The sequence below is a fragment of the Mesorhizobium sp. CNPSo 4661 genome (assembly GCF_057784215.1).
The window spans coordinates 285,761-309,950 of the sequence record NZ_JBWGIO010000006.1; the positions used below are offsets into that span (position 1 = coordinate 285,761).

23 protein-coding genes are annotated in these 24,190 nt (G+C 62.3%); 14 read left to right on the forward strand and 9 right to left on the reverse strand.

Annotation, left to right across the window (positions count from 1 at the left end):
• Positions 1 to 124 precede the first annotated feature (124 nt).
• Complete coding sequence (trxB, locus tag AC0YKC_RS11555; protein ID WP_140541479.1) at positions 125 to 1,099, forward strand: thioredoxin-disulfide reductase; 975 nt, start codon at positions 125 to 127, stop codon at positions 1,097 to 1,099.
• Positions 1,100 to 1,171: 72 nt separating this feature from the next.
• Positions 1,172 to 2,068 carry a LysR family transcriptional regulator gene (locus tag AC0YKC_RS11560; RefSeq protein ID WP_027168144.1) on the forward strand — a complete coding sequence of 299 codons (897 nt, stop codon included), beginning with the start codon at positions 1,172 to 1,174 and terminating at the stop codon, positions 2,066 to 2,068.
• A 15-nt stretch (positions 2,069 to 2,083) separates the two neighbouring features.
• Here AC0YKC_RS11560 and AC0YKC_RS11565 read toward each other — a convergent pair whose 3' ends face one another.
• From AC0YKC_RS11565 to AC0YKC_RS11575, 3 genes are all read right to left on the reverse strand, one after another.
• Positions 2,084 to 2,584, reverse strand: a complete 501-nt coding sequence (locus tag AC0YKC_RS11565; RefSeq protein WP_320293445.1) for a methyltransferase family protein — start codon at positions 2,582 to 2,584, stop codon at positions 2,084 to 2,086.
• A 685-nt stretch (positions 2,585 to 3,269) separates the two neighbouring features.
• Positions 3,270 to 5,318, reverse strand: a complete 2,049-nt coding sequence (locus AC0YKC_RS11570) for an elongation factor G (RefSeq protein ID WP_434723675.1) — start codon at positions 5,316 to 5,318, stop codon at positions 3,270 to 3,272.
• Between the two features lie 224 nt (positions 5,319 to 5,542).
• Positions 5,543 to 7,072, reverse strand: a complete 1,530-nt coding sequence (locus AC0YKC_RS11575) for a putative bifunctional diguanylate cyclase/phosphodiesterase (protein WP_488511126.1) — start codon at positions 7,070 to 7,072, stop codon at positions 5,543 to 5,545.
• A gap of 311 nt (positions 7,073 to 7,383) precedes the next feature.
• Between AC0YKC_RS11575 and AC0YKC_RS11580 the strand changes: the two genes are divergently transcribed.
• Positions 7,384 to 7,779, forward strand: a complete 396-nt coding sequence (locus AC0YKC_RS11580) for a (R)-mandelonitrile lyase (RefSeq protein WP_320293448.1) — start codon at positions 7,384 to 7,386, stop codon at positions 7,777 to 7,779.
• Between the two features lie 60 nt (positions 7,780 to 7,839).
• Here the strand turns inward: AC0YKC_RS11580 and AC0YKC_RS11585 are convergent, their stop codons facing one another.
• A complete protein-coding gene (locus AC0YKC_RS11585; RefSeq protein ID WP_488511127.1) occupies positions 7,840 to 9,042 on the reverse strand; it encodes a pyridoxal phosphate-dependent aminotransferase in 1,203 nt (400 codons plus the stop codon).
• Positions 9,043 to 9,263: 221 nt separating this feature from the next.
• On the opposite strand from AC0YKC_RS11585, the gene AC0YKC_RS11590 reads away from it, so the two are divergent.
• The 3 genes from AC0YKC_RS11590 (at position 9,264) to AC0YKC_RS11600 (ending at position 11,782) form a co-directional block, all read left to right on the forward strand.
• Positions 9,264 to 10,166: an EAL domain-containing protein gene (locus tag AC0YKC_RS11590; RefSeq protein ID WP_488511128.1), complete on the forward strand. Its 903-nt coding sequence runs from the start codon at positions 9,264 to 9,266 to the stop codon at positions 10,164 to 10,166.
• Positions 10,163 to 11,023 (forward strand): EAL domain-containing protein, encoded by an 861-nt coding sequence (locus tag AC0YKC_RS11595; RefSeq protein WP_488511129.1) that lies wholly within the window; start codon positions 10,163 to 10,165, stop codon positions 11,021 to 11,023. Before AC0YKC_RS11590 ends, AC0YKC_RS11595 begins: the two co-directional genes overlap by 4 nt.
• A gap of 150 nt (positions 11,024 to 11,173) precedes the next feature.
• The gene (locus AC0YKC_RS11600) at positions 11,174 to 11,782 is read left to right on the forward strand and encodes a glutathione S-transferase family protein (RefSeq protein WP_488511130.1); all 609 of its coding nucleotides are present in this window, start codon (positions 11,174 to 11,176) and stop codon (positions 11,780 to 11,782) included.
• A gap of 503 nt (positions 11,783 to 12,285) precedes the next feature.
• Here AC0YKC_RS11600 and AC0YKC_RS11605 read toward each other — a convergent pair.
• Both AC0YKC_RS11605 and AC0YKC_RS11610 read right to left on the reverse strand, forming a co-directional pair.
• The gene (locus AC0YKC_RS11605) at positions 12,286 to 12,486 is read right to left on the reverse strand and encodes a hypothetical protein (protein WP_320293453.1); all 201 of its coding nucleotides are present in this window, start codon (positions 12,484 to 12,486) and stop codon (positions 12,286 to 12,288) included.
• 327 nt (positions 12,487 to 12,813) lie between these two features.
• Positions 12,814 to 13,026 carry a cold-shock protein gene (locus tag AC0YKC_RS11610; RefSeq protein WP_027168154.1) on the reverse strand — a complete coding sequence of 71 codons (213 nt, stop codon included), beginning with the start codon at positions 13,024 to 13,026 and terminating at the stop codon, positions 12,814 to 12,816.
• A 258-nt stretch (positions 13,027 to 13,284) separates the two neighbouring features.
• Here AC0YKC_RS11610 and AC0YKC_RS11615 point away from each other — a divergent pair, with 258 nt between their 5' ends.
• Complete coding sequence (locus AC0YKC_RS11615) at positions 13,285 to 13,611, forward strand: hypothetical protein (protein WP_320293454.1); 327 nt, start codon at positions 13,285 to 13,287, stop codon at positions 13,609 to 13,611.
• A gap of 11 nt (positions 13,612 to 13,622) precedes the next feature.
• Here the strand turns inward: AC0YKC_RS11615 and AC0YKC_RS11620 are convergent, their stop codons facing one another.
• The gene (locus AC0YKC_RS11620; RefSeq protein ID WP_434723670.1) at positions 13,623 to 14,192 is read right to left on the reverse strand and encodes a methylated-DNA--[protein]-cysteine S-methyltransferase; all 570 of its coding nucleotides are present in this window, start codon (positions 14,190 to 14,192) and stop codon (positions 13,623 to 13,625) included.
• Positions 14,193 to 14,437: 245 nt separating this feature from the next.
• Between AC0YKC_RS11620 and AC0YKC_RS11625 the strand changes: the two genes are divergently transcribed.
• The 3 genes from AC0YKC_RS11625 (at position 14,438) to AC0YKC_RS11635 (ending at position 16,775) form a co-directional block, all read left to right on the forward strand.
• Positions 14,438 to 15,370, forward strand: a complete 933-nt coding sequence (locus AC0YKC_RS11625; RefSeq protein WP_488511131.1) for a transglycosylase SLT domain-containing protein — start codon at positions 14,438 to 14,440, stop codon at positions 15,368 to 15,370.
• A 40-nt stretch (positions 15,371 to 15,410) separates the two neighbouring features.
• Positions 15,411 to 15,908 (forward strand): GNAT family N-acetyltransferase, encoded by a 498-nt coding sequence (locus tag AC0YKC_RS11630; protein ID WP_488511132.1) that lies wholly within the window; start codon positions 15,411 to 15,413, stop codon positions 15,906 to 15,908.
• Positions 15,909 to 16,247: 339 nt separating this feature from the next.
• Entirely contained in the window at positions 16,248 to 16,775 is a 528-nt protein-coding gene (locus tag AC0YKC_RS11635; protein ID WP_488511133.1) for a phage tail protein, read from the forward strand.
• 27 nt (positions 16,776 to 16,802) lie between these two features.
• On the opposite strand, the gene AC0YKC_RS11640 is transcribed toward AC0YKC_RS11635, so the two are convergent.
• Positions 16,803 to 17,147, reverse strand: coding sequence for a hypothetical protein (locus AC0YKC_RS11640; protein WP_488511134.1), 345 nt, complete (start codon positions 17,145 to 17,147; stop codon positions 16,803 to 16,805).
• A 159-nt stretch (positions 17,148 to 17,306) separates the two neighbouring features.
• Between AC0YKC_RS11640 and AC0YKC_RS11645 the strand changes: the two genes are divergently transcribed.
• The 4 genes from AC0YKC_RS11645 to AC0YKC_RS11660 all read left to right on the forward strand — a co-directional run bounded on the left by AC0YKC_RS11645 (position 17,307) and on the right by AC0YKC_RS11660 (position 20,342).
• A complete protein-coding gene (locus AC0YKC_RS11645; protein ID WP_488511135.1) occupies positions 17,307 to 17,867 on the forward strand; it encodes a DUF4142 domain-containing protein in 561 nt (186 codons plus the stop codon).
• A gap of 332 nt (positions 17,868 to 18,199) precedes the next feature.
• A complete protein-coding gene (locus AC0YKC_RS11650) occupies positions 18,200 to 18,592 on the forward strand; it encodes a Rid family hydrolase (protein WP_488511136.1) in 393 nt (130 codons plus the stop codon).
• Between the two features lie 429 nt (positions 18,593 to 19,021).
• Entirely contained in the window at positions 19,022 to 19,636 is a 615-nt protein-coding gene (locus AC0YKC_RS11655) for a hypothetical protein (RefSeq protein ID WP_488511137.1), read from the forward strand.
• A complete protein-coding gene (locus AC0YKC_RS11660; RefSeq protein ID WP_488511138.1) occupies positions 19,602 to 20,342 on the forward strand; it encodes a thymidylate synthase in 741 nt (246 codons plus the stop codon). Before AC0YKC_RS11655 ends, AC0YKC_RS11660 begins: the two co-directional genes overlap by 35 nt.
• Positions 20,343 to 20,369: 27 nt before the next feature.
• Here the strand turns inward: AC0YKC_RS11660 and carB are convergent, their stop codons facing one another.
• The gene (gene carB, locus AC0YKC_RS11665; RefSeq protein WP_488511139.1) at positions 20,370 to 23,873 is read right to left on the reverse strand and encodes a carbamoyl-phosphate synthase large subunit; all 3,504 of its coding nucleotides are present in this window, start codon (positions 23,871 to 23,873) and stop codon (positions 20,370 to 20,372) included.
• Positions 23,874 to 24,190: the final 317 nt, after the last annotated feature.

Genomic DNA, 24,190 nt, shown 5'->3' on the forward strand with positions numbered 1-24,190 from the left:
ATATGGCCCGATATGCATGGCGCGAAGCTTTCCGGGGACGAAGGCCAACTTGCCTTGCTGGTCTCCCGGGCAACACTTACATTACGCGCGACAAACCACGGCTGCGCGCCGCAGGGGACTTTTCATGAACACCAAACATGCGCCCGTTCTTATCATCGGTTCCGGTCCGGCCGGCTACACGGCGGCGGTCTACGCCGCCCGCGCCATGCTGAAGCCGATGCTGGTCGCCGGCCTGCAGCAGGGCGGCCAATTGATGATCACCACCGACGTCGAAAACTATCCCGGCTTCGCCGATCCGATCCAGGGCCCCTGGCTGATGGAGCAGATGCTCAAGCAGGCCGAGCATGTCGGCACCGACATCATCAACGACATCATCACCGAGGTCGACCTCAACGTGCGGCCGTTCCGCGCCACCGGCGATTCCGGCACGGTCTATACCGCGGACGCGCTGATCATCGCCACGGGCGCCCAGGCCAAGTGGCTGGGCATCCCGTCGGAGCAGACCTTCATGGGCTTCGGGGTGTCGGCCTGCGCCACCTGCGACGGCTTTTTCTATCGCGGCAAGGACGTCGCGGTGGTGGGCGGCGGCAATTCCGCGGTCGAGGAAGCGCTCTATCTGTCGAACCTCGCCAAGAGCGTCACCGTCATCCACCGGCGCAGCGATTTCCGCGCCGAGCGCATCCTGCGCGAGCGACTGCTCAAGAAGGACAATGTCCGCGTCATCTGGGACACGGTGGTGGACGAGATCACCGGGCGTCCGGGCAAGGCGCCGCTGCCGCCGTCCGTTGAAGGCCTGACGCTGCGCAACGTCGTGACCGGCCAGGAATCGAAGCTGCCGGTCGACGGCGTGTTCGTCGCGATCGGCCATGCGCCGGCGGTCGAGCTCTTTGCCGGCAAGCTGAAGCAGAAGCCGAACGGCTATCTGTGGACCGCGCCGGATTCGACCCGCACCGACGTGCCCGGCGTGTTTGCCGCCGGCGATGTCACCGACGATGTCTACCGCCAGGCGGTGACAGCGGCGGGGCTTGGCTGCATGGCGGCGCTCGAGGCGGAAAAATATCTGGCGGGCATCGAGGTTCACCGCGAAGCGGCGGAATGACAGATCGGCTGAAAGAAGCCGTTTAAAAGCCTGATTTTTCATTCAGACGCCAAAAGCAACGCGAGGGGAATCATGGCGCTGGACTGGGACAAATTACGCGTATTTCACGCAGCGGCGGAGGCTGGGTCGTTCACCCATGCCGCCGAGACGCTGCATCTGTCGCAATCGGCTATTTCGCGGCAGGTCAGCGCGCTGGAGCATGACGTCGGCGTGGCACTCTTCCACCGCCATGCGCGCGGCCTGGTGCTGACCGAGCAGGGCGAGATGCTGTTCCGCACGGCGCATGACGTGCTGATGAAGCTGGAAACCATCAAGACGCGGCTGACCGAGACCAAGGACCGGCCGTCGGGCGTGCTCAGGGTAACGACCACGGTGGGTCTCGGCGCCGGCTGGCTGACCGAACGCGTGCAGGAATTCATCGAGCTCTATCCCGAGATCAGCCTGCAGCTGATCCTCGCCAATGAGGAGCTCGACCTCACCATGCGCCAGGCCGATTGCGCCATCCGGCTGCGCCAGCCGCAGCAGCCCGACCTCATCCAGCGCCGGCTGTTCACGGTGCATTTCCACCTCTACGCGGCGCCGTCCTATATCGCCAAGTTCGGCAGGCCGGCCTCGATCGCCGAACTCAGGAACCACCGCATCGTCACTTTCGGCGTGCCAGTGCCTTCGCATCTGTCGGAGCTGAACTGGCTGGAGACGGTCGGCGATTTCGAGGGCGCGCAGCGTGTGCCGACGCTGCAGATCAACGACATCCTGTCGATCAAGCGGGCGGTGCAGGGCGGCGCCGGCATCGCCATGCTGCCGGACTATGTGATCAACAAGGACTCGAACCTGGTGCAGCTGCTGCCGGAGACCGAGGTGCCGTCCTTCGATACCTATTTCGCCTATCCCGACGCGATGAAGAACCAGGCGAAACTGCATGTGTTCCGCGATTTTATCATCGCCAAGGCGCGCAGCTGGTCCTATTGAAACGGCCGGCCGAGACTACTGCCCGCGCCAGGGTGTGATGCGCGGCAGCCAGCCGGGGACGGCGCGGCGGTAGACCTCGTATTCTTCGCCATAGCGGCTGGCCAGCGTCGGCTCTTCATAGATCTTGACGAAGGAGACCATCGCCGCCGCGGCGATGAGGCCGTAGACCAGCACCGCCCAGCTCGAAAAGATCAGCGCCTGGCCAAGGATGATCGTCAGCACGGCCACGTACATGGGGTTGCGCACATGGCGGTAGATGCCGCCAACGACCAGTTTCTCGGTCGGTGCCACGGGAGCGGGCGTGCCCAGGCCCTCGAGGGCAAAACGGCCAAAGGCATGAAGCAGGACGGCGACAGCTCCGACCACGAGAAGCGAGCCCCCAGGCACGAAGCCCGGCAGAACCGATAGCGGGTTGCGATAGTGGTCGGTCAAGAGCCACGGCGCCAGGCCGGCAACAACGCCGGGCGCAACGACAAGGAACAGCGCGCTGCCGGCGATTGCTGAAAAAGTTCGCATCATCGGTCTCCTGCCGTAAAAATAAACTCGGCTTGCCGAAATCGGCATCATTTCTCTGGGTCACATATTTCCGAGCAAAATCGGCTCGATTTTGCATTTAAGCAGTAGCTTTAGGGCCGGAAACGCGTCGGAATTGGCGATTTTTCTGGTCCTACGGGTTCCGGGAATAGGTTGGACCACAGCCTGCGTCTTTTTGCATGCGTGTGTTGCAAAATAGATGCTTGTTTCTTGGGCATGATGAGCACATATATAGTCACATCTCCGGGGCGCGTTCTCCTCCCATTAGCGCCCTCGAGTGTTCCCCTCTGGAGGTTAGCCTTAATCGGCACTTCCAATCAAACTCAGCCGGATCTTTATTGATCCGGCTTTTTTGTTGCCTGCGCGCCTTCGGGCCGGCAAAAAAACGACCGGATCCACCACGTAACGGTGACATGTAACATCGGGTAACATGCCGCAAACGCACTCTATGGTTTAAGTAGACGATAGGACGCGGTTGGTCGGTTCGGGAGATGGGGGCATCACTCGAAAGACCGGGCTCAGGCAAGCACCGCGTCCGAACCATTTTTCCGGATGCGGCGGACCAGCCGTTGCCTCCCAGGAAAACGGTCCGCAATAGGAACGGCGTCCGGATCATCCGGACGCCGTTTTCATTTCATCAACGCAGTCGCTCAGGCAGGCCGACCTGCTAGGCGGCTTTGCCGTTGGCGTTCATCGCCTCGTCGGCGAGCCGGCCGGTCAGCTCGGCCATATGGTCGAAAGCAGCCTTGTAACTGGCGACGCCGGCGGTCGCCGAGCGCAGCTCGATGATCAGGTCACCGATTTCGGCCTGAGGCATGGTCGCCTCGACGACGTCCCAGCCGGGCCAGTCGGGCCTTGCATCATAGCCGAGGATCTGGCCGCGCCGCTGTGGGATCAGCGCGATGATCTTCGAGGTCGCGTCGGAGGGCGTGACGATCTCGACCTTCATGATCGGCTCCAGCAGAACCGGCGAACAGGCCGCCATGCCTTCCTTCATCGCCAGCTTCGCCGCCATCTGGAAGGCCATGTCGGAGGAATCGACCGCATGGTAGGAGCCGTCCGACAGATTGACCGCGACGTCGACGACCGGGAAGCCGAGCGGGCCTGTCTTCAGATAGTCGCGAATGCCGGTCTCGACCGACTGGATGTAGGTTTTCGGCACCACGCCGCCGGTGATGGTGTCGGAGAACTGGAAGCCGGAACCGCGCGGCAGCGGCTTAATCTCGATCACCACGTCGCCGAATTGGCCGTGGCCGCCGGATTGCTTCTTGTGGCGGCCGCGCTGCTGCGCCGATTTGCGGATCGTCTCCCGGTAAGGCACCGCCGGTGCATGCCCCTCGATCGGGATCTGGTTCTTGCCCTCGAGGCGCTCGCGCACCACGCGCAGATGCATTTCGCCGTGGCCCGACAGGACGGTTTCGGCGGAATCCTGGTTGTGGCGCAGGTTGAGCGATGGATCTTCCTCGGCAAGCCGCTGGATCGCCGCCGACATCTTGACCTCGTCCTTGCGCTCCTTGGGGCGAAGCGCGAAGGCAAAGACCGGCTGCGGCGGCTCCAACGTGACCAATGGGCGGATGCCGCCCTTGGCCGAGCTCAGCGTCTGGCCGGTCTTGACGTTGTCGAGCTTGCCGAGCGCAACCGTGTCGCCCGCCTTGGCGGATGTCAGCTTCGACTGATCCTTGCCGAGCATCTTGTAGATGCCGGAGACCTTCGCCGTATCGCCGTTGGAAAGGTAGAGCTCGGCGGCGTCGGCCAATTGGCCCGAGAGCACGCGCGACACCGAAAGCTTGCCGCCATGCGCGGTGTGGATGGTCTTCATCACCTGCACAACCGTCTGGCCGTCCGGCGCGCCGAGGCGCTTCCTCGTTGCCTCGACGTCCGGCGCGTCGTGGCGGATGGCTTTCAACAGGCGCAGCACGCCGTTGCCCTTCTCGGCGGTGCCGATCAAGACCGGCGTCACCGCGCCGGCGCGCAGATCGGCCGAGAGATCGTCGAAGATCGCATCCTTCGGCGGCTCGATCTCCTCCAGCAACTGCTCCATCAGGTGATCGTCATGGTCGGCGAGCGTCTCCAGCATGGAGAAACGCGCTTCCAGCTCGCGCGCCTTGTCGTCGTTCGGGATTTCGGCGACCTGGCTTTCGGCATATTCGCGGTAGATGTAGGCGCGCTCCAGCGCCAGATCGATCGAGCCGATGACGACACCGTCCTTGCGCACCGGAATCTGGCGCAGCAACAGCGGCACCGAACTTGCCGGCTGCAGCATCTTCAGCGTGTCGCGCACGCCGGCGACCGCCTTGTCGACCTTGTTGAGGAACAGGATGCGCGGAATGGCGAGATCGTCGAGCTTGCGCATGATGAGCTGCAGCGCCGGGATCTTCTTCTCGTCAGCCTCGGCGACGACGACTGCGAGGTCGCAGGCGGCAAGCACGGGTTCGGCCTCGAAAGCGAATTCGATGGAACCGGGGCAGTCGACGAAGGTGATCTGCTCGCCCATGAAATCGGTGGTGGCGAAGGTCGCCTCGACGCTCATGGCGTGAGCGCGGGCCTCTGGCGAATGATCGGAGACGGTGTTGCCCGATGAAACGGGTGACTGGCGGGGAATGGCGCCCGTGCGGGCGAGTATTGCTTCGAGAAGTGTCGTCTTACCGCTTGCGAAGGGACCGACTATGGCGATGCATTTCGGTCCCGTGCGTCGTCCTCCGGCGCGAGTACCCATGGCTGACCTCCACTCAGGCGTTTCCCAAGAGAGCGATCAGCAAAAGTGGAAACCGGTTTTGCGTCCGATCGCACCCTATGCAGAGCGGCGGCCGGCCTGTTCGGCCGTCGCGGGCGGGGTTTATCCACCCCTTCCCAAAGCCATCGTCACACGGGTTCGCCGGGAGGGCAAGAAAAATAGGATGTTCGCCGGCTTGGGGTCGTCAGGCCGCCATTTCCTGTTTGTCAGGCTGTGAGGGCACGCGGCTCGCGAGCGGCGACGCACAACGCGCTTGCCTTGTCGCGCGGCGCCGGCTTGCCGAAGAAATAACCCTGGAAGCGGCTGCAGCCGGCGGTCTTGGCAAGGGTGAATTCCTCCGCGGTTTCGACGCCTTCCGCGACGATGGCGATATCCTGGATGCGGGCGATCTGGGCAAGCGCGGAAACGAAGATCTGCGCCACCTGGTCATGGGCGAGGCTGCGGATGTAGGAGCGGTCGATCTTGACGCTGTCGATGGGCAGCGACTTCAGATAGTTGAAGCCGCAATGGCCGGTGCCGAAGTCGTCCAGCGCAATGTGGAAGCCGAGGCCGCGCAGCGCCTCGAGACGCCTGAGGACCTCGGGCGTGGCGGCCGTCGCCACCGTCTCGGTGATCTCGATGATGAACTGCGAGGCGGACCGGCCGGTTTCGCGCAGGATCCGGTCGCACATCGTCACGATCTCGTCGCGCTTCAACTGCTCGCCCGAGACGTTGATCGAGATGCGCCGTCCGGGAAAATGCCCGATGTCGGCGCAGGCGCGCTTGAAGACCCATTCGCCGATCATGTCGATCAGCGTCGAGCGCTCGGCGATCGGGATGAATTCCGCCGGCGAGATCAAGCCGCGCACGGGATGACGCCAGCGGATCAAGCCTTCCAGCGCGTCGACCGAGCCGTCGGGATCGACGATCGGCTGGTAGTGCAGCTCCAGCTCGCCGAGATAGATCGCCGCGCGCAGCTCGCGTTCCACCAGCCGGCGATAGCGTTTGTCCGACAGCATCTCCTCATCGAAAACGGTGATGCGACCGCGGCCGCCCGCCTTGCTCTCGTAGAGCGCGAGATCGGCCAGCAGCATCAATTCAGCGCCGTTCGAAGCGTGCAACGGCGCGAGCGCGACGCCCACCGAGATCGACAGGGGAATGATCTTGCCTTCATGTCTCTTGCCGGCACGCATCGCATCGAGCAGCCGGCGCGCGTCCTTGCTGATAATGGCGACGTCGCCATGCGGAACCATGATACCGAACTCGTCGCCGCCGAGCCGGCCGATGACCCCGTCCTCGAAGATGCGCTGCGCTTCCGCGACGAGATGCGCCAGCGCCAGATCGCCGAACTGATGGCCGAACGTGTCGTTGAGCTGCTTGAAATGATCGAGGTCGATCAGAAGCAGGCTTGCCTGTCGGCGGTTGCGCAAGCCGCCCAGCCAGTCGCCCAGCGCTTCGATGAAATAGCGCCGGGTCATGGCGCCGGTCATGGCATCGACGGTGAGAAAGCGATGCTTCTCGACCTCGGCATCCGCCGCCGACTGCAGGCGCTGGACGACGCTCGAGCGCATATACATCAGCACCAGAAGCGCCATTAAGGTCGATGTCACCGACACCGCGAGCGCGCCTGCGCGGGAGGCGTTCCCCGTCAGCGCGAAAGCCGCAAGCCCGGTGGCGGCGATGCTCATCACGAGCAAGGCCTGGATGCCGCGATAGATACGGCCGCTGTGATCCTTGATTGTCGCCAAGATACTCATGTCCGCGCCCCCACAGCACGCGACATGGCTAGGACCTCAGCCGTTAAGAAACGCTGAGTGTGAGCGCCGCCTCGGCCGCTTCTTTCGCGGCTGCGTGGAGATCGCGATTTTATGGTTAAAAAGCAACGATTTATGACAGTTTTTAGACACGCTAATATGGCGTTCCGTTCGATGCCCGAGCGCGAAATCGAGGCTGCCGCCCGGCAGCAGCTCAAAGCCGGTTGCAACGGCCTCCCTGCGAGGCGAAACTACCGCATGAGATGGGCCGCGCGCGGCCCTTTGTTCGACCAACGCGTTCGAGGATATCAAGGATGAAGATCATTGCGTGCGGCAGTGTGCCGACGATCGTCGCGCCGGAGACGTATTTCACCGGGCGGGTTCTGCAGACGCCGATCATCGAGAAGGAGGCGCCGGCGCGGCTGAGAGCCACGCTGGTCAGTTTCGAGCCCGGCGCGCGCACCCATTGGCACACGCATCCGCTTGGACAGACGCTCTATGTCACCGCCGGCGCCGGACTTGCCCAGACCTGGGGAGGCCCCGTGCAGGAGATCAGGGCAGGGGATGTCATTTCCTTCGCGCCAGGCGAAAAGCACTGGCATGGCGCCGGACGTAAAACCGCCATGACCCATATCGCCATGCAGGAGGCACTGGACGGCGTCCACGCCGACTGGCTGGAAGAAGTTTCCGACGAGCAATATGGCGGTTAGGACGGACCCGACGAGAAGAACCCGGACTGAAGCCAGGTTCTTCTCGTCAGGCTGCGTCGATCAGGTCAGCGACGCGGTGAAGCGCTGGATGCGCGTGCAGGCTTCCTCCAGCAAGGCATCCGACGTGGCGTAGGAGATGCGGAAGTTCGGTCCGAGGCCGAAGGCCGAGCCGAACACCACCGCGACGCCTTCGGCCTCCAACAGTTCGGAGCAGAAGGTCTCGTCATTGTCGATCACCTTGCCCGCCTTGGTCTTCTTGCCGATCAGCTGGGCGCAGGACGGGTAGACGTAGAAGGCGCCTTCGGGCGACGGGCAGGAGATGCCGCGCGCCTGGTTGAGCATCGAGACGACGAGGTCGCGCCGGCCCTGGAAGATCGCCTTGTTCCTGGCGATGAAATCCTGCGGCCCGTTGAGCGCCTCGACGGAAGCCCACTGCGCGATGGTGCAGGCGCCCGAGGTCTGCTGGCCCTGGATCATGTCCATCGCCTTGATCAGCGGCACCGGGCCGGCGGCATAACCGATGCGCCAGCCGGTCATGGCATAGGCTTTCGACACGCCGTTCATGGTCAGCGTGCGCTCATAGAGGTTCGGCTCGACCTCGGCGATGGTCTTGAAGACGAAGTCGCCATAGGTCAGGTGCTCATACATGTCGTCGGTCAGCGTCCAGACATGCGGATGCTTGAGCAGCACGTCGGCCAGCGCGCGCAACTCGGCTTCCGTGTAGGCGGCGCCCGACGGGTTCGACGGCGAGTTCATCAACAGCCATTTGGTCTTCGGCGTGATCGCCTTTTCCAGCACGTGCGGTGTGAGCTTGAAGCCGTTGTCGATCGAGGTGTCGGCGAAGACCGACGTGCCGCCGCAGATCGCCACCATTTCGGGATAGCTCACCCAATAAGGGCGCGGGATGATGACCTCGTCGCCCGGGTTCAGCGTCGCCATGAAGGCGTTGAACAGGATCTGCTTGCCGCCGGTGCCGACGATGGTCTGCTCCGGCCGGTAGTCGAGATTGTTCTCGCGCTTGAACTTCTTGGCGATCGCCTCGCGCAGCGGCACGATGCCGGAAACCGGCGGGTATTTGGTCTCGCCGCGGCGGATCGCCTCGATCGCCGCGTTCTTGATGTTGTCGGGCGTATCGAAGTCCGGCTCGCCGGCGCCGAGGCCGATCACGTCACGGCCGGCATTTTTCAGCTCGCGCGCTTTCTGCGTCACCGCGATGGTCGCGGAAGGCTTAACGCGGGAAAGGGCGTCGGCGAGAAAAGCCATGACAGAATGTCTCCTAGGAAAAGCGGCCAGGAGCGGCCGCGGCGCCTCTCATGTCGCATCATCGGGCTAAGCGCAAGCATTGTGCGATGAGCCAGAGGTCAAGGAGGCGTGACCAAAGTCAGCCTGCGTGAGCGGCAACGCTAAATTCATCAACGGCCGGTAAACCCTTGGCTGGCAGGATCGCAGATCGAATTGCGCCAGTTGCACGGAAAGAGGAAGCTTTGTCGCGCAGCATCGGGCTTGCCCACATCATCCGTCATGACGACGGCACCTCGACGGGTGTCTGGGGCATCTATACGCTGCAGAGCGCGTTCCAGCCGATCTTCGCCTTCAAGGAGGGCAAGCTTTCAGTCGCCGCCTTCGAGGGGCTGATCCGGCCGTTCCGCGACGGCGAGCTACAGTCGCCGGGGGCATTCTTCGGCACCTGCCCGGCGGCCGACCGGCTGCATATCGAGGCGCTGACGCGCACGCTGCATCTTTTGAACGCGGGCGCCTGCCTGCCGCAAGAGGCGTCGATCTTCGTCAATTTCGATCCGTCGGTCTTCACCGATCGCGGCATCGCCGACAAGGCGTTGCGCGACATGCGGCTGGTGCTGCACGAAGCCGGCATCGATCCGCGCCGCATCGTCTGCGAGGTCACCGAGCAGAAATCCGCTTCGCAGGAAACGCTCTACGAATTTGTCGAGGCGCTGAGGGCCAACGGCTTCCGCATCGCGGTCGACGACTATGGCGCCGATGAATCCGACATCAACCGGATCAAGGAGCTCAAGCCCGACATCGTCAAATTCGATGCGCAGTGGATCACCCATCTGATGGAGTCAGGCGCCGGCTTCGCGTTGCTGACGGCAATGGTGCAGAGCTTCGAGAACCAGGGCATCCGCACCGTCTTCGAAGGCATCGAGGAAGGCTGGCAACTGGAGCTTGCCGAGAGGTCCGGCGCCTCCATGGTGCAGGGTTACGTGCTTGCCCGGCCGGAACTTGCCTCCACCAGCTTTCGCGTTTTCAGCGAGGGCGCGCAGCAACCCCAGGCCGCGGAGAACAAGGCGCCGGCAGCCGCAAGCCCTGTGGCGCCGGTCCGGCAGCCGCGGCCTGCAAGAGTGTTCGGGCGCAAGGTCGCGCCATGAGCGAACAACCAGACAGGCGGCGCAACGTCGCCGAGGCGATCTTCGCCGACGAGATCGGCCTTCAGTTCGGCATCTATGGCGAGTTCCGGCTGTGGAGCGCCTATCAGCCGATCTTCGCGCCGGAGGGCAAAGCACTCAGGGCGGTTGCCGTCGAGGGGCTGATCGAGCCGCGCCGCGTTGCGCAGCCGGTTGCCTCTTCGGTCTTCTTCGGCGGCATTCCGGCGCCCGACCTTCTGTTCGTCGAAACGATGTGCCGGATGCTGCATCTCGGCAATTACCGCAACATCGGCGTCGAGGGATTGACGCTGTTCTTCAACTATAATCCGAACATCAACGACCATCTCGGACGGGCGCTCGCCGAGATCCGGCTGATGACCAGGCATCTCGGCGATTTCGAGCTGGAGCCCGGCCTGCTGGTCTGCGAGATCACCGAACAGGCAGCCGACGACCGTGTCCTTGCCAGCCTCGTGCGCGAAATGCGGCGCGACGGCATGCGCATCGCCGTTGACGATTTCGGCACGGGGCATTCGACCGAGGCGCGCATCAACCTGCTTGCGCCCGACATCGTCAAGATCGACGGCGCGTGGTTCGGCGAGCTCTGCCGCCACGCCGCCGCCGAGCGCTTCTTCCGGCCGTTGGTGGCGACGCTGCACGATCGCGGCGCAAAAGTGCTGGTCGAGGGCATCGAAAACGCACAGCATCTGCGCGTCGCGCTTGAGGGCGGCGTCGACCTTTTGCAGGGTTTCCACCTCGCCCGCCCGGCGCTCGCAGGCACGATTTTCAAGGAAGAGCCGCTTTCCGTCGATGCCTTGCTCGACGTCGGCAACAAGGTCGTGCCCCTGCATCAGCATCGCTGATGCGACCAAGGAAAACGTATCAGCATCGCTGACGCCGACCAAAGAAGACATATCAGCGTCGCTGATGTTTCTTCTCAAAAACAAATCACTGGATGGGACCTAGCCGCGCGCGTTAGAGCGTTCCCAGGAGACTCGGAGAGGGCAAGAGGCATGATCCTTTACGACATGGCCGACAGCGGCAATTGCTACAAGCCGCGGCTGTTGATGGCGAAGCTCGGCATCCCCTTCACCCGGGTCGAGGTGAGCTCGCATACCGGCGAGACGCGCAAGCCCGACTATGTCGCCAAGAATCCGAATGCGATGGTGCCGATGCTCGAGCTCGACGATGGCAGGCGTATCGCCGAGAGCAACGCCATCCTGCTCTACCTCGCCGAAGGCACGCGCTTCCTGCCGGCCGACAAATATGACCGGGCGCAGGCCTATCAGTGGCTGTTCTTCGAACAATACAGCCACGAGCCCTATATCGCGGTGCGCAAGGCGCTGTTGACCTTTCCGGAACGGGCGAAGGATGCCACGCCGGAACGATTGGCGCAGACGCTGGAACGCGGCAACAAGGCGCTCGGCGTGATGAACAGCCACCTGCAGCAAAACGCGTTCTTCGCCGGCAGCGCCTACAGCGTCGCCGACATCGCCTTATATGCCTACACCCACACGGCTGAGAAAGGCGGCTTCCAGCTCGACGCCTATCCGGTCGTAGCCGCCTGGCTGAAGCGCGTCGAGGCGGACAAGGGGCATGTGCCGATCGAGTGGAAGGAATGATCTAGCGCCTGCTAAAGCAGGTCGCGTGAAAAAGGATTCACGCAACCTGCTTTAAGTCTTTGATCTTAAGCATGTCTTTGTCCCGAAACCGGGACCACTTTCGGGAGACATGCTTTAAAAGCGCGTCGCGCTGAAACGGATTCAGGCGACGCGCTTTAAGTCTTTGTTTTGATGCATGTCGTTGTCCCAGAACCGCTGCACACTTCTGGGCGACATGCATTAGCCGCTTTCGCTGGAGCATCAGCGCGGGGGTTATTTGATAAGTCGATCGTATTCGGCATGGGTGCCGATCCAGATCCAGTCAAAGCCATCGCCGCTTTCAAGGGCCAGGGCCCGATAATTGTCGTCTATCCTCGCCGACCAAAGCTCTCCCACCTTTTTGAAATGGAGGGATGGATGTCGCGGATTGGTCTTCATCAAAGTGAAGTTTTTGTCGGCTATGCGCCGAACCGCCTTTGGTAAGGAATTGTATTTTGTCCAGAAGCTAGCGGTGGCTCTGTGCCTCACAGGTCACGCAGTTTGCCAGCGGATATTTCGGCACGTGCTTCTGCCACCAGCTTGTCCAGCCGGCCCGATTTTGCGTCGGCCTCGATCTGCTGGTCCCACAAATCAGCCCGCAGCGCTTCGAACCATGCAGCGAACGCTTTGAGCTCATCTGGGCTGAGCTCTGCTACGGATTTTTCGATCTGTTCGAGTTTGGTCATGCATCAAAGGTAGCACTAATGGGCCAAAAGTGCCATCCGTGGGCCTGCCGGTCCGGAGAGGAACTCGCCCAAAATCCGGGCAACAAAAAAGGCGGGCAATGCCCGCCTTCCTATGCCGGTAGCCTGATCGGGAGCGTCTGGTCCGGGCTGGCAGCTATCTGCTGTTCCAGCTTGTCGGGTCTTTTCGCTCCGGCGCGCTTCTCTCGCGACCGTCAGTACATCCGTGACTTGCCGCGCGCCCCGAACCTTCGTCCGGCGCGCGCCTTTGCTTAGCCGCATTCTGCAACGCCAAGCGATTCCGCTTGGCTGCAAAATGCTTAAGCCAAATCAGGCTGCCTTGCTCAGAGACCCAGCGGCGGACTTGCCGGTGCGGCGGTCCTGCTCGATCTCGAAGTTGATTTTCTGGCCTTCAGCGAGGCTGGTCATGCCAGCGCGCTCGACAGCGGAGATGTGGACGAAAACGTCCGCGCCGCCATTGTCAGGCTGGATGAAGCCGTAGCCCTTGGTGGCGTTGAACCACTTGACCGTACCAGTTGCCATCTAAATGCCCTTCCACATTTGCTTTAGTTTGACCGGACCCGAAGTCCGGCCGGTGGTATCGAAATTTTGGAGACGTCAGCAAACGCGAGGGATCGCGAGGCCCGATCGATCGGCCAAATTCAATGGCCCGCATATAGGACAGTTTGCGAAAGAATACAAGATGGGTTGCCGGCGCGCTGCGCACGGCTGCATGGAAATTTTGACAGCGGCCGCGCGTTGTGGACGGATGAGATGCCCGTCGCTCAATGGAGGGAAACCATGAAGACCATTTTGCTTGCCGCCTGCTTCCTTTTGCTGGCCGCCGAGGCGCAGGCGGTGTCGCGCTACGATCCGACGCGCATGAGCTGCGACCGGGTGCAGGCGACGATCGCCAGGCAGGGCGCCGTCATCCTGCGCTACCAGTCGACGCGCGTGCCGGGGTTGCCGCTTTACGACCGCTATGTGCGCGACGAGCGTTTCTGCAACGCGGGCGAGGTGAGGGCGCGCGCCTATGTGCCGAGCGCCGACACCAGGTCCTGCATGGTCTATGTCTGCAAGCGTCCGGATTTCGAGCGGCGCTTCCGCCGCCGGTTCCTGCAGGACTGACAGGCAGCGCCTCAGAAACCGAACGAGGCCTGCGCCGCCGGCGGCGGGCCGACGCGAACGCCTTCCATGGCGAGCATCTTTTCCTTGGTGGCCGAGCCGCCCGGCGCGGAGAAGCCGCCGATCTTGCCGCCGGCCGCCAGGATACGGTGGCAGGGAATGACCAGCGGCACCGGATTGGCGCCGAGCGCCGCGCCCGTTTCGCGCGGAAGGCCGGCATGGCCGGCGCGCTTGGCCAGTTCGCCGTAGGTGGTGGTTTCGCCGAAGCCGAGCTTGCGCGCGGCATCGTAGATGGCGAGACGAAAATCATCGACGCCGTCGAGATCGACCGGCACGCCGGTGAAGTCGACATCCTCGCCAGCCGCATAGGCCTTGATCGACGCGATCAACTCGACCACCCAGGAAGGTTGGTTTGTCGAGGCTGAGACGCCGGGGTGGCGAAGCAGCCGACGCTCGACCGCTTCGCGGCTGCGCTCCGGCAGGCAAAGCCGGATCAGGCCCTTCTCGCTCCAGGCGATGCCCATGAAGCCGATCACTGTTTCTAACACTGCGTGGCCGGCCGTGATCTGAGATGTGGGTTTCATGGCGTATTCCTTCCGCAAAACAGCGAAAAACGAGTACATATCCAGAACAATATGGCACTCCCGCCCTGTTATCACCACCCGAAAACCGTCTGGCGGCCCCGATTGCCGGGGGTGAATCGCTGGTGTAAGGACTCCTTAACAACCGACAAACCGGACCGCACGGCTTGCCTGCTAAAATCATAATCACCGCGATCGGCGTGCTCGTTGCCGCTGCTGGTCTGAGCGGTTGTACCTCGACCTCGCAAATGAAGGCCGCGCCCGCGCTTGCGGAAGCCTCAACGCCTGTCGTCGCGGACGATACGCCGACCCTTGCGTTGCCCGAAACGGTGGCCGTCCTGCCGGAGCCTTCGGGCCTCGCGCAGGTGCAGACCGCGGCGCTGGCCGGCGATGCCGTTGCGATGGCGATCACACCCGGCGCGCCGGCGACGCAAAGCGCGCTCGCGACGCAAAGCGCGCTTTTGCCGCCGCCTGTCCAGCCTGGCGCACCCCTGTCCAGCGTTCCGCTGGCGCAACCCGCGGCTTTCGCGGGAGCGACGCCGATGGCCGGCAAGTTTCCGCCGCCCCCGGTGCTGACCGCTGGTGGCTCGCCGACCGGCCCCGGATCCATCAAGCAAGCAGCATCCATCAAGCAGGCGGCGGTCTACACGACCGCGGGCGTGGCCATGCCGGTCACCGGCCAGTCGGCGAAAGTCGCGCCGATGCCTGGTGTCCAGCAGGTCGCCTATGTGGCGCCGGAAAATCCGGCGCTGCTTGCCGCACCCGGCCAGCCCGAAGTGCATGCCAGCGGTCCACGCGGCGAGATCGAACGGCTGATCGAGAAATATTCGGCGATCTATGAAGTGCCGGTCGAGTTGGTGCGTCATGTCGTCAACCGCGAGAGCACCTTCAACCCGAAAGCCTTCAATCACGGCCATTGGGGACTGATGCAGATCAAGCACGCGACGGCGCGCGGCATGGGCTATGACGGACCGGCGACCGGCCTGTTCGACGCCGAGACCAATCTCAAATACGCGGTGAAATATCTGCGCGGCGCCTGGCTGGTCTCGGGCGGCAATGCCAAGCGGGCCGACATGCTCTACCAGACCGGCTATTACTACGACGCCAAGCGCAAGGGCCTGCTTGAGGCGACGGGCCTTGGCGTCGACCGCAAGCGGCGCCGCCTGCAACCCGACGCCTGAGTGGACTGTCAAATTCCGCGCGGCGTTTCGAGACAGCGCCATGCATGAAGACACGACGCCCCGCCCGCCGGCTCCCAACGACATCCGTCTGCGCAAGCTGCTCGACGATACGCTCGCCGCGCCGCATTGGCCGGAGGGTTGGGTCATGCGCGCGTTCGAGCATCGTGATGCGCACGCCCTCCACGCGCTGCTGCAAGAGGTGTTCGACGACGGCACCGACGGGCCGTTCGACGAATGGTGGCCGCGCATTGCCGGCGATGCTGAGTTCGACCCCGCTCTCTGTTTCTTGGCGATCGACGGCAAGGGCCTGCTGGCGGGCGCGGCGCTCTGCTGGACGTCCGGTTTCGTCAAGGACCTCGCCGTCCATCCGGAGGCGAGACGGCAGGGCCTCGGCGAAGCGCTGATGCGGCACGTGTTCCTGACCTTTCGCGATCGTGGGGCGGCCCATGTCGATCTCAAGACCAACACGGTGAAGAACACCGCGGCCTTCAGGCTCTACGAGCGGCTCGGCATGGTCCCGGTCGACTGGGAAGGCTGACGCTTAAAGCGCGTCGCGCTGAAACGGATTCAGGCGACGCGCTTTAAGTCTTTGTTTTGATGCATGTCGTTGTCCCAGAACCGCTGCACACTTCTGGGCGACATGCATTAAAGCGCGGCGTTGCAACCACCTGCGCGCATTCATTGTGAACGACTTCACATAGGCTGACGTTAGGGCATGCTAATGCGTCGTCGTGCCGGGCGGCCGATCGGCGGATCGACGCGGGCAAGGCGTCGGAGGAGGCTGTGCCGGCATGCGTCAGCCACTCCCAGGCGGGCTCCGGGGCGGGGGTTTCGGAGCCCGTCCGCTTTGCGTGTAGCGAGATGGAGGAGATCCCGCATGGCCCCGTTCACCGTCAACCCGCAGCGTTTCGACCCTTACAAGAACTACCGGTTCCGGTTGAAATGGGACGGCAAGTATGTTGCCGGCATATCGAGGATCAGTGGGTTGAAGCGCACCACCGAAGTCATCGAGCATCGTGACGGCGGCGCTGCCGGCAACACGCGCAAATCGCCCGGCATAACCCGCTTCGAGCCGATCACGATCGAACGCGGCGTGACCCACGACCTGGAATTCGAGCGCTGGGCGAACAAGGTGTGGGATCTGCAGATGGGGGTCGGCGCGGAAGTTTCGCTGAAGGACTTCCGCAAGGACATCATCCTGGAATTCCTCAACGAGGCCGGGCAACTGGCGCTCGCCTACAAGATCTATCGCTGCTGGCCTTGCGAAGTGCAGATGCTGCCGGAACTCGATGCCAACGCCAATGCGGTGGCGATCCAGTCGATGAAGCTGGAAAATGAAGGCTGGGAGCGCGACACCGCCGTGGTCGAGCCGGCCGAGCCCGGCTTCAGCGATCCGCCCGCCTGACCAACGCGAACCCTGAGCGCCGCCGGTTCAGATATCCGGCGCGTTGCCGACCTTCTTCTTCATCTCGAGCGCCCAGGCGCGCCCTTCATCGCCGCCCCACAGCAGCCAGGCGATGTAGCCGGCCGAGGGGTTGTCCTCGTTGCCGTAATTCTTGCCCTTCTTGTCCACCTCGTGGCGGGCGAAATAGCTGACCATGCGCCGGACGGTCGAAGGTGACAGGTTCCTGCGGTTCTTGAGCTCCGTCGCACGCGCGACGCCGATCTCGGTGCCGCCGCGGCCGAACTCCGCGCGCAGCCTGAGACCCTTGGCGGCATTGTCGGCCACGATCTGCGGGCAGCGCAGGTCGATTTCGTCGCTGTCGGTCTGGCGCATTTTTCTCCCTCGTCCCGGAAGGCTTAGCCGATGAAGGGAATGCGGCAAAGCGGGGCGAGGTTCCGGCGTGCCTCTTCAGGCGACCCGGGTTTTCAGGCAACCAGCGGGCTGGTGTCGCGTTGGGGAAGGCGGAGGGGCTGTTTCGGATCGGAGATCGAGATGAAAACGCTGCTGCCCCTGGTCGCCGTCGCGCTGTTTGCCGGCGCGCCCGCCGCGTTCGCCCAATCGGACGACACCAACAAGGATGCCGTGGGACCGATGGTGACCGACAACAAGGTCGACACCCAGACCTTCGTCACGACCGTGCCCAACGCCAATGAATTCGAGATCCAGTCGAGCAAGCTGGCGGAAGAAAAGTCGGCATCGGCCGACGTCAAGGCTTTTGCCGCCGATATGATCAAGGATCACACCAAGGTTGCCGAGGACTTCAAGGCCGCGCTCAGCCAGGGCCAGACCACCGCATCGATCAAGCCCGCCGGCCCGGCGCTGCAGCCGAAGGAGCAGCAGACGCTCGACGAATTGAAGGGCGCCACCGGCAAGGAGTTCGACGCCAAATACATCACAATGCAGACCGACGCGCACAAGGATGCGGTCGCGCTGTTTTCCACCTATGCCAATTCCGGCGACGACCCGGCGATGAAGGAATTCGCCAAGAAGACGCTGCCCGTGCTGAAGATGCACGAGAAGCACGTGAAGGCACTGGCGGTGGCGCATCAGTGAGGGTTCTGGCCGAAGCTAATCGGCCAGCGACGCGCTCTACGGCCCCCCTCTCTGTCCTGCCGGACATCTCCCCCTCAAGGGGGGAGATCAGCCGTCACGCCGGCTTTCGCCAATCTCCAACGTTGCAGAAAAGGCGCCGGCATCGAAGCTGCCAATCTCCCCCCTTGAGGGGGAGATGTCCGGCAGGGCAGAGAGGGGGCGAAGGAACGCTACGTTGCGCGCTTTCCACCAACTTTGGCAAATGCCGAACAGCCCGCCCGCAAGGGGGGAAGTCGGCGCTGGCGTTCGCTCGCCGCCACTGTAATCTCCTCCGCAAACAAGGGAGGACCGCCATGGACAAGGAAGTCATCGAAGTACCCGTGATGTCGGCGAAGGTGCGCGCGCTCGGCCTGCCGTGCTCGACAGCGGTGCGGGCCAACGGCTTCGTGTTCATCTCGGCGACGCCGCCGGTCGACATGGTGACCGGCGAGATGGTGCGCGGCGACATCGAGACCCAGACCGAGGCGTCGCTGAAGGCGCTGAAACACTGCCTGGAAGCGGCCGGCACCTCGCTGGACAAGGTGGTGATGGTGCGCATCTACGCCGTCAATTCCGGCTTCTACAACGCCATCAACCGGGTCTATGCGACGTATTTTGCGATCAACCCGCCGGCGCGCAGCTTCGTGCCGGTGGCGTCGTGGCCGATGGAGTTCGATATTGAGATTGAGTGCGTGGCGGTGGCTTAGCGGGTCGGTTGACGCTGGGTTTATGGCAGCGGCGAAACGCCGCTCAAGGCGGGCGATTGCACGACTTTTGCCAAGACAGCGGCAGCGGCCACCACATGATCAACCGTTCATCCGCCACGGCGCACTAACTGAAAGTCGGCAACCGGACGATGTGATTACCTCCTCCGACATCGACATGATGAGCCTGAGTTCGGATGGAAGGTAAGGTGGGAGGGCATATCCCGGGCAGGGATGAGCGGGGTTATCCAACCCACGTTTTGACCAACTCCTGTTGGTAGCCTACTTTCGTATGCTTTAGTCAATTGAGAATCATCGGTACTTTGCAGCAAAGGTCCGCTTATGCAGCCTCAAATTCGCAAAAAGTTATCAGAGATCGCTGCCGAATATGAGCTTGGCGCAGATGGGAACTTGCAAGACAGGACCTATCGTATGATTGAGTATGCTGTGGGTCGCCACGACTGGTACGAAGACCAGCGTGGAAAACTGTTTCAGGCCGCGCTGGGGATGCTCTCGTTTATTGCCGCCGCTGCTGCGATCGTTAATTCAGTTGGTGGATCGAAATACTTCGTTTTCTTTCTTGGAACTGGGCTGATTATACTTGGAATTACGGCTTGCAGATTGATTGTCATGTACACCCAGGTGTCAGAGAAAAATCACCCCTATAGGAAAGCTGCCGATATAAAAAGCTGGTATTATAGATACACCGTTTCCGGAGATATCATTGATGACCTTGATACCTTGGTTGGGAACGAGGATAAGGAGGCGGCTATCGATGACGTTCGGAAAAATTTCAGGGCCTTCTTGACAGCCATATCCGGATCTCTAGATGGCAAGGTGCTGCTGAAGGAAGATCTCCAGCAGGTATTCATTCTATATCTGCTTCAGAATTACAGGCAGGTGAATTTAAAGAAGATGTATGGGGTAACGAAGAGGGGAACCGTAGCGTCAATGGTTTTCTTCGGCCTGGCTTTAATCGTGTTGATGTGCTCCCCCGCAAAAGATATAATTAATGACATACGCGATAACGTCAAAATCGGAAACTGACGCCTGCTTCAGAGCTATTTCTGAAGTTTTTTCGCAAGGCAGGCGTGTCAAAAGATCCTTAGAGATCAGCCCGCTGGTCATATTTATACCCTATTCGCTGGACGATTTTGAGTATTTTTCGGGGCGGCGCCGAGAATTTGGTGAGTTACTCGGCGTACAAGGGCTTAAGGCGATCGAAAGAACGGCTCGGGTTTATACATCGGAAAAAGATCGAATTAGTAAACCTAGCTATCGCAACCGGCTTGAGAATTTTCCCGATACGGCTTCGCGACCCGTGCCTCTAAATGCCATTAATCAAACCGAAAAGCTCATAAGTGAGCTATCGGCGTTTCCGCGGGCCAGCACTCACGTTTTTACTTTCTTCAGGCCGTCCGACCTGTATAATAAAAGGTGGCCTGGCTACGTACCTTGCCCTACAAGTGGTGATTTTAAGTATAGGGATGGGAAACTATCTTTGAATGTTATGTTCAGGTCGTGCGATATACTAAATTTTCTTTACAACGATATATACTACCTGAGAAAAATACAATGCCTAGTTCTTAGTAAGGCAAAAGAGGTTGACGGCTCAAAGTTACCACGGACAGCGCAGCCAGGGGAGTTGAACCTGTTTCTCTCGAGAGCATTCATTCAGACGTGGGAGATAGACCCAATTAATAATCTGAATGATCTAGTGAACAGTACGAAACGTTTTCTCGCTGAGTCCTAGGTTATTTCGGTATCTACAGTAAGCTCGTCACCCAAAATACTCCTGCAGAGGGCGCACCTCCAAATTCCCCGCCCTTAACGCCGCAATCGCCTCGGCCACCGCCGCCGCCCCAGACAGCGTCGTGTAATACGGCACCTTCTGCATCAGCGTCGCCCTGCGCAGTGACTTCGAGTCCGACACCGCCTTCTGGCCGTCGGTGGTGTTGAAGACGATCTGGACCTGGCGGTTGCGGATGGCGTCCTCGATGTGAGGGCGGCCTTCGAGGACCTTGTTGATCTTTTCCGCCGTCACACCGTTCTCGGCGAGGAAGCGGGCGGTGCCGGAGGTGGCGAGGACCTTGAAGCCCTGGCCGGCGAGGCGCTTCACCGCCGGCAGGATGCCTTTCTTGTCCTCATCGCGCACCGAGACGAACAGCGTGCCGGAGCGTGGCAGATCAACACCCGCTCCCAGCTGGCTCTTGGCGAAGGCCAGCGCGAAATCGCGGTCGAGGCCCATGACCTCGCCGGTCGAGCGCATTTCCGGTCCGAGCAGAATGTCGACACCGGGGAAGCGGGCGAAGGGGAAGACGGCTTCCTTGACCGCGATGTGGCCGGGATTGCGCGGGTCGGGCATTGCGCCGTAATGCGCGAAGGCATTTTCCAGCGTCTCGCCGGCCATGATGCGGGCGGCGATTTTCGCAATCGGTCGCCCGATGGTCTTGGCGACGAAGGGCACGGTGCGCGAGGCGCGCGGGTTCACTTCCAGCACATAGACCGTGCCGTCCTTGATCGCATATTGCACATTCATCAGGCCGCCGACATTGAGCGCGCGCGCCAAGGCCGCCGTCTGCCGCTCCAATTCGTCGACGAGGTCCGACGGCAGCGAATGCACCGGCAGCGAGCAGGCGCTATCGCCTGAGTGGATGCCGGCCTCCTCGATATGCTCCAGAATGCCGGAGACGAAGGTCGCCTTACCGTCGCACAGGCAATCGACATCGACCTCGATGGCGCCCGACAGATAGGTGTCGAACAGGAGCGGGTTCTTGCCCAGCAGCGTGTTGATCTGGCCGGTCTTGTCGTTGGGATATTTCTGCTTGATGTCTTCCGGCACCAGGCCCGGCACGGTGTCGAGCAGGTAGGTCTGCAGCATGCCCTCGTCATGGATGATCTGCATGGCACGGCCGCCGAGCACGTAGGACGGACGCACCACCAGCGGGAAGCCGAGCTCGCCGGCGACCAGGCGCGCCTGCTCGACCGAATAGGCGATGCCGTTCTTCGGCTGGCTGAGGTTGAGCTTGTGCAAGAGCTTCTGGAAACGGTCGCGGTCCTCCGCCAGGTCGATCATGTCGGGCGAGGTGCCGAGGATCGGGATGCCGGCCTTTTCCAGCGCGTCGGCCAGCTTCAGCGGCGTCTGGCCGCCGAACTGGACGATGACGCCGACGAGCTCGCCGGACGCCTGCTCGGCGCGCAGGATCTCCAGCACGTCCTCCGCCGTCAGCGGATCGAAATAGAGGCGGTCGGAGGTGTCGTAGTCGGTCGAGACCGTCTCCGGGTTGCAGTTGATCATGATCGCTTCATAGCCGGCGTCGCGCAGCGCGAAGGCGGCATGGCAGCAGCAATAGTCGAACTCGATGCCCTGGCCGATGCGGTTCGGACCGCCGCCGAGGATGACGACCTTCTTGCGCGCCGAGACGCGCGCCTCGTTGGCGGGCTCGCCGATGAAGGGAACCTCATAGGTCGAGTACATGTAGGCGGTCGGCGAGGCGAACTCGGCGGCGCAGGTGTCGATGCGCTTGTAGACCGGATGAACGTCGAGCTTTGCGCGAGCCTTCTGAATCACGTCCGCGTCGGTCTTCGTCAACGATCCGAGGCGGGCGTCGGAGAAGCCCATGGCCTTCAGCATGCGCAGATTGACGGCGTCCTGCGGCAGGCCATGCTCGCGGACGCGCTCCTCCATGGCGATGATGCCGGCGATCTGCTCGAGGAACCACGGGTCGATCTTGCACATGGCGTGCACGTCTTCCAGCGAGGTGCCCATGCGGATCGCCTGCGCCACCATGCGCAGCCGGTCCGGCGTCGGGGTGCCGAGCGCGGCGCGGATCGCGTTGCGGTCGTCGGCATGGCTGGCGGCGGCGCTGCCATGGCCGAGGCCGGGGATCTCGATCTCGTCCAATCCGGTCAGGCCGGTTTCCAGACCGCGCAGGGCCTTCTGCAGCGATTCCTGGAAGGTGCGGCCGATGGCCATCACTTCGCCGACCGACTTCATGGCGGTGGTCAGCACCGGCTCGGCGCCGGGGAATTTTTCGAAGGCGAAGCGCGGGATCTTCGTCACCACGTAGTCGATGGTCGGCTCGAAGGAGGCCGGCGTCGCGCCGCCGGTGATGTCGTTCTCCAGCTCGTCCAGCGTGTAGCCGACGGCGAGCTTGGCCGCGACCTTGGCGATCGGGAAGCCGGTTGCCTTCGAAGCCAAGGCAGAGCTGCGCGAGACGCGCGGGTTCATCTCGATCACCACCAGGCGGCCGTCGGCCGGATTGACGGCGAACTGCACGTTGGAGCCGCCGGTCTCGACGCCGATCTCGCGCAGCACCGCGATCGAGGCGTTGCGCATCATCTGGTATTCCTTGTCGGTCAGCGTCAGCGCCGGCGCGACGGTGATGGAATCGCCGGTGTGCACGCCCATCGGATCGAGGTTCTCGATCGAACAGATGATGATGCAATTGTCCGCCTTGTCGCGGACGACCTCCATCTCATACTCCTTCCAGCCAAGCACGCTTTCCTCGATCAGCACCTCAGTGGTGGGCGAGGCGTCGAGGCCGGACTGGACGATGTCGTAGAATTCGGCGCGGTTGTAGGCGATGCCGCCGCCGGTGCCGCCCATGGTGAAGGAGGGACGGATGATGGCGGGCAGGCCGACATGGTCGAGCGCCTGGGCTGCGATCGCCATGCCATGGCTGATATAGCGCTGCTTGCGGTCGCCTTCGCCGAGGTTCCAGCGGGTTTCCAGCGCGTCGAGCGCGGCGTCGAGGTTTTCCGGGTTCTCGGCCTTCAGTGCCGCACGCTCGGCTTCATGCGTCTTGCGGTCGGCATTCTTGACGTCGGTGGCGTTGGCCAGCATCGACTTGGGCGTCTCCAGCCCGATCTTGCTCATCGCCTCGCGAAACAGCGCGCGGTCCTCGGCCTTGTCGATGGCGTGCGCGTCGGCGCCGATCATCTCGACTTGATAGCGCTCCAGCACGCCCATGCGGCGCAGCGAAAGTGCTGTGTTGAGCGCGGTCTGGCCGCCCATGGTCGGCAGCAGCGCATCCGGCCGTTCCTTGGCGATGATCTTGGCCACCACTTCGGGCGTGATCGGCTCGATATAGGTGGCGTCGGCCAGCTCCGGGTCGGTCATGATGGTGGCCGGATTGGAGTTGACCAGGATGACGCGGAAGCCTTCTTCCTTCAGCGCCTTGCAGGCCTGGGTGCCGGAGTAGTCGAACTCGCAAGCCTGGCCGATAACGATGGGGCCGGCCCCGATGATCAGGATCGACTTGATGTCGGTGCGTCTTGGCATATTCGAAAAATCCGTTCGGCGGGCAGCTTGCACGAAAAACCGGGACGGGAGGACCCGGCCGGTTGTGCTTGCGATTCTGGTATCAGGCTAGGAGGGCCTTATAGGGAAGAGTTTTGCGCGATGTAACCCCGAAAATGCGGGAGTAGGGCAGTAGGCAGTAGGCAGTAGTGGAGTGCACCCCAAAATTGAGACAGAGGTATAAGGGACAGTCCTAAGAGGGACTGATGCCCGGAAGACGCAAATTTAGCCGAGAGGTGAAGCTAGCAACCGTTGAGCGGATGCTGGCAGGTGAGGATGTGGGGGCCTTGTGCAGAGAG

Coding starts and splice junctions, on each gene's coding strand:
- trxB (WP_140541479.1), top strand. CDS start 125: ATGAACACCAAACATGCGCCCGTTCTTATCATCGGTTCCGGTCCGGCC.
- AC0YKC_RS11560 (WP_027168144.1), top strand. CDS start 1,172: ATGGCGCTGGACTGGGACAAATTACGCGTATTTCACGCAGCGGCGGAG.
- AC0YKC_RS11565 (WP_320293445.1), bottom strand. CDS start 2,584: ATGCGAACTTTTTCAGCAATCGCCGGCAGCGCGCTGTTCCTTGTCGTT.
- AC0YKC_RS11570 (WP_434723675.1), bottom strand. CDS start 5,318: ATGGGTACTCGCGCCGGAGGACGACGCACGGGACCGAAATGCATCGCC.
- AC0YKC_RS11575 (WP_488511126.1), bottom strand. CDS start 7,072: ATGAGTATCTTGGCGACAATCAAGGATCACAGCGGCCGTATCTATCGC.
- AC0YKC_RS11580 (WP_320293448.1), top strand. CDS start 7,384: ATGAAGATCATTGCGTGCGGCAGTGTGCCGACGATCGTCGCGCCGGAG.
- AC0YKC_RS11585 (WP_488511127.1), bottom strand. CDS start 9,042: ATGGCTTTTCTCGCCGACGCCCTTTCCCGCGTTAAGCCTTCCGCGACC.
- AC0YKC_RS11595 (WP_488511129.1), top strand. CDS start 10,163: ATGAGCGAACAACCAGACAGGCGGCGCAACGTCGCCGAGGCGATCTTC.
- AC0YKC_RS11600 (WP_488511130.1), top strand. CDS start 11,174: ATGATCCTTTACGACATGGCCGACAGCGGCAATTGCTACAAGCCGCGG.
- AC0YKC_RS11605 (WP_320293453.1), bottom strand. CDS start 12,486: ATGACCAAACTCGAACAGATCGAAAAATCCGTAGCAGAGCTCAGCCCA.
- AC0YKC_RS11610 (WP_027168154.1), bottom strand. CDS start 13,026: ATGGCAACTGGTACGGTCAAGTGGTTCAACGCCACCAAGGGCTACGGC.
- AC0YKC_RS11615 (WP_320293454.1), top strand. CDS start 13,285: ATGAAGACCATTTTGCTTGCCGCCTGCTTCCTTTTGCTGGCCGCCGAG.
- AC0YKC_RS11620 (WP_434723670.1), bottom strand. CDS start 14,192: ATGAAACCCACATCTCAGATCACGGCCGGCCACGCAGTGTTAGAAACA.
- AC0YKC_RS11625 (WP_488511131.1), top strand. CDS start 14,438: ATGAAGGCCGCGCCCGCGCTTGCGGAAGCCTCAACGCCTGTCGTCGCG.
- AC0YKC_RS11630 (WP_488511132.1), top strand. CDS start 15,411: ATGCATGAAGACACGACGCCCCGCCCGCCGGCTCCCAACGACATCCGT.
- AC0YKC_RS11635 (WP_488511133.1), top strand. CDS start 16,248: ATGGCCCCGTTCACCGTCAACCCGCAGCGTTTCGACCCTTACAAGAAC.
- AC0YKC_RS11640 (WP_488511134.1), bottom strand. CDS start 17,147: ATGCGCCAGACCGACAGCGACGAAATCGACCTGCGCTGCCCGCAGATC.
- AC0YKC_RS11645 (WP_488511135.1), top strand. CDS start 17,307: ATGAAAACGCTGCTGCCCCTGGTCGCCGTCGCGCTGTTTGCCGGCGCG.
- AC0YKC_RS11650 (WP_488511136.1), top strand. CDS start 18,200: ATGGACAAGGAAGTCATCGAAGTACCCGTGATGTCGGCGAAGGTGCGC.
- AC0YKC_RS11655 (WP_488511137.1), top strand. CDS start 19,022: ATGATTGAGTATGCTGTGGGTCGCCACGACTGGTACGAAGACCAGCGT.
- AC0YKC_RS11660 (WP_488511138.1), top strand. CDS start 19,602: ATGACATACGCGATAACGTCAAAATCGGAAACTGACGCCTGCTTCAGA.
- carB (WP_488511139.1), bottom strand. CDS start 23,873: ATGCCAAGACGCACCGACATCAAGTCGATCCTGATCATCGGGGCCGGC.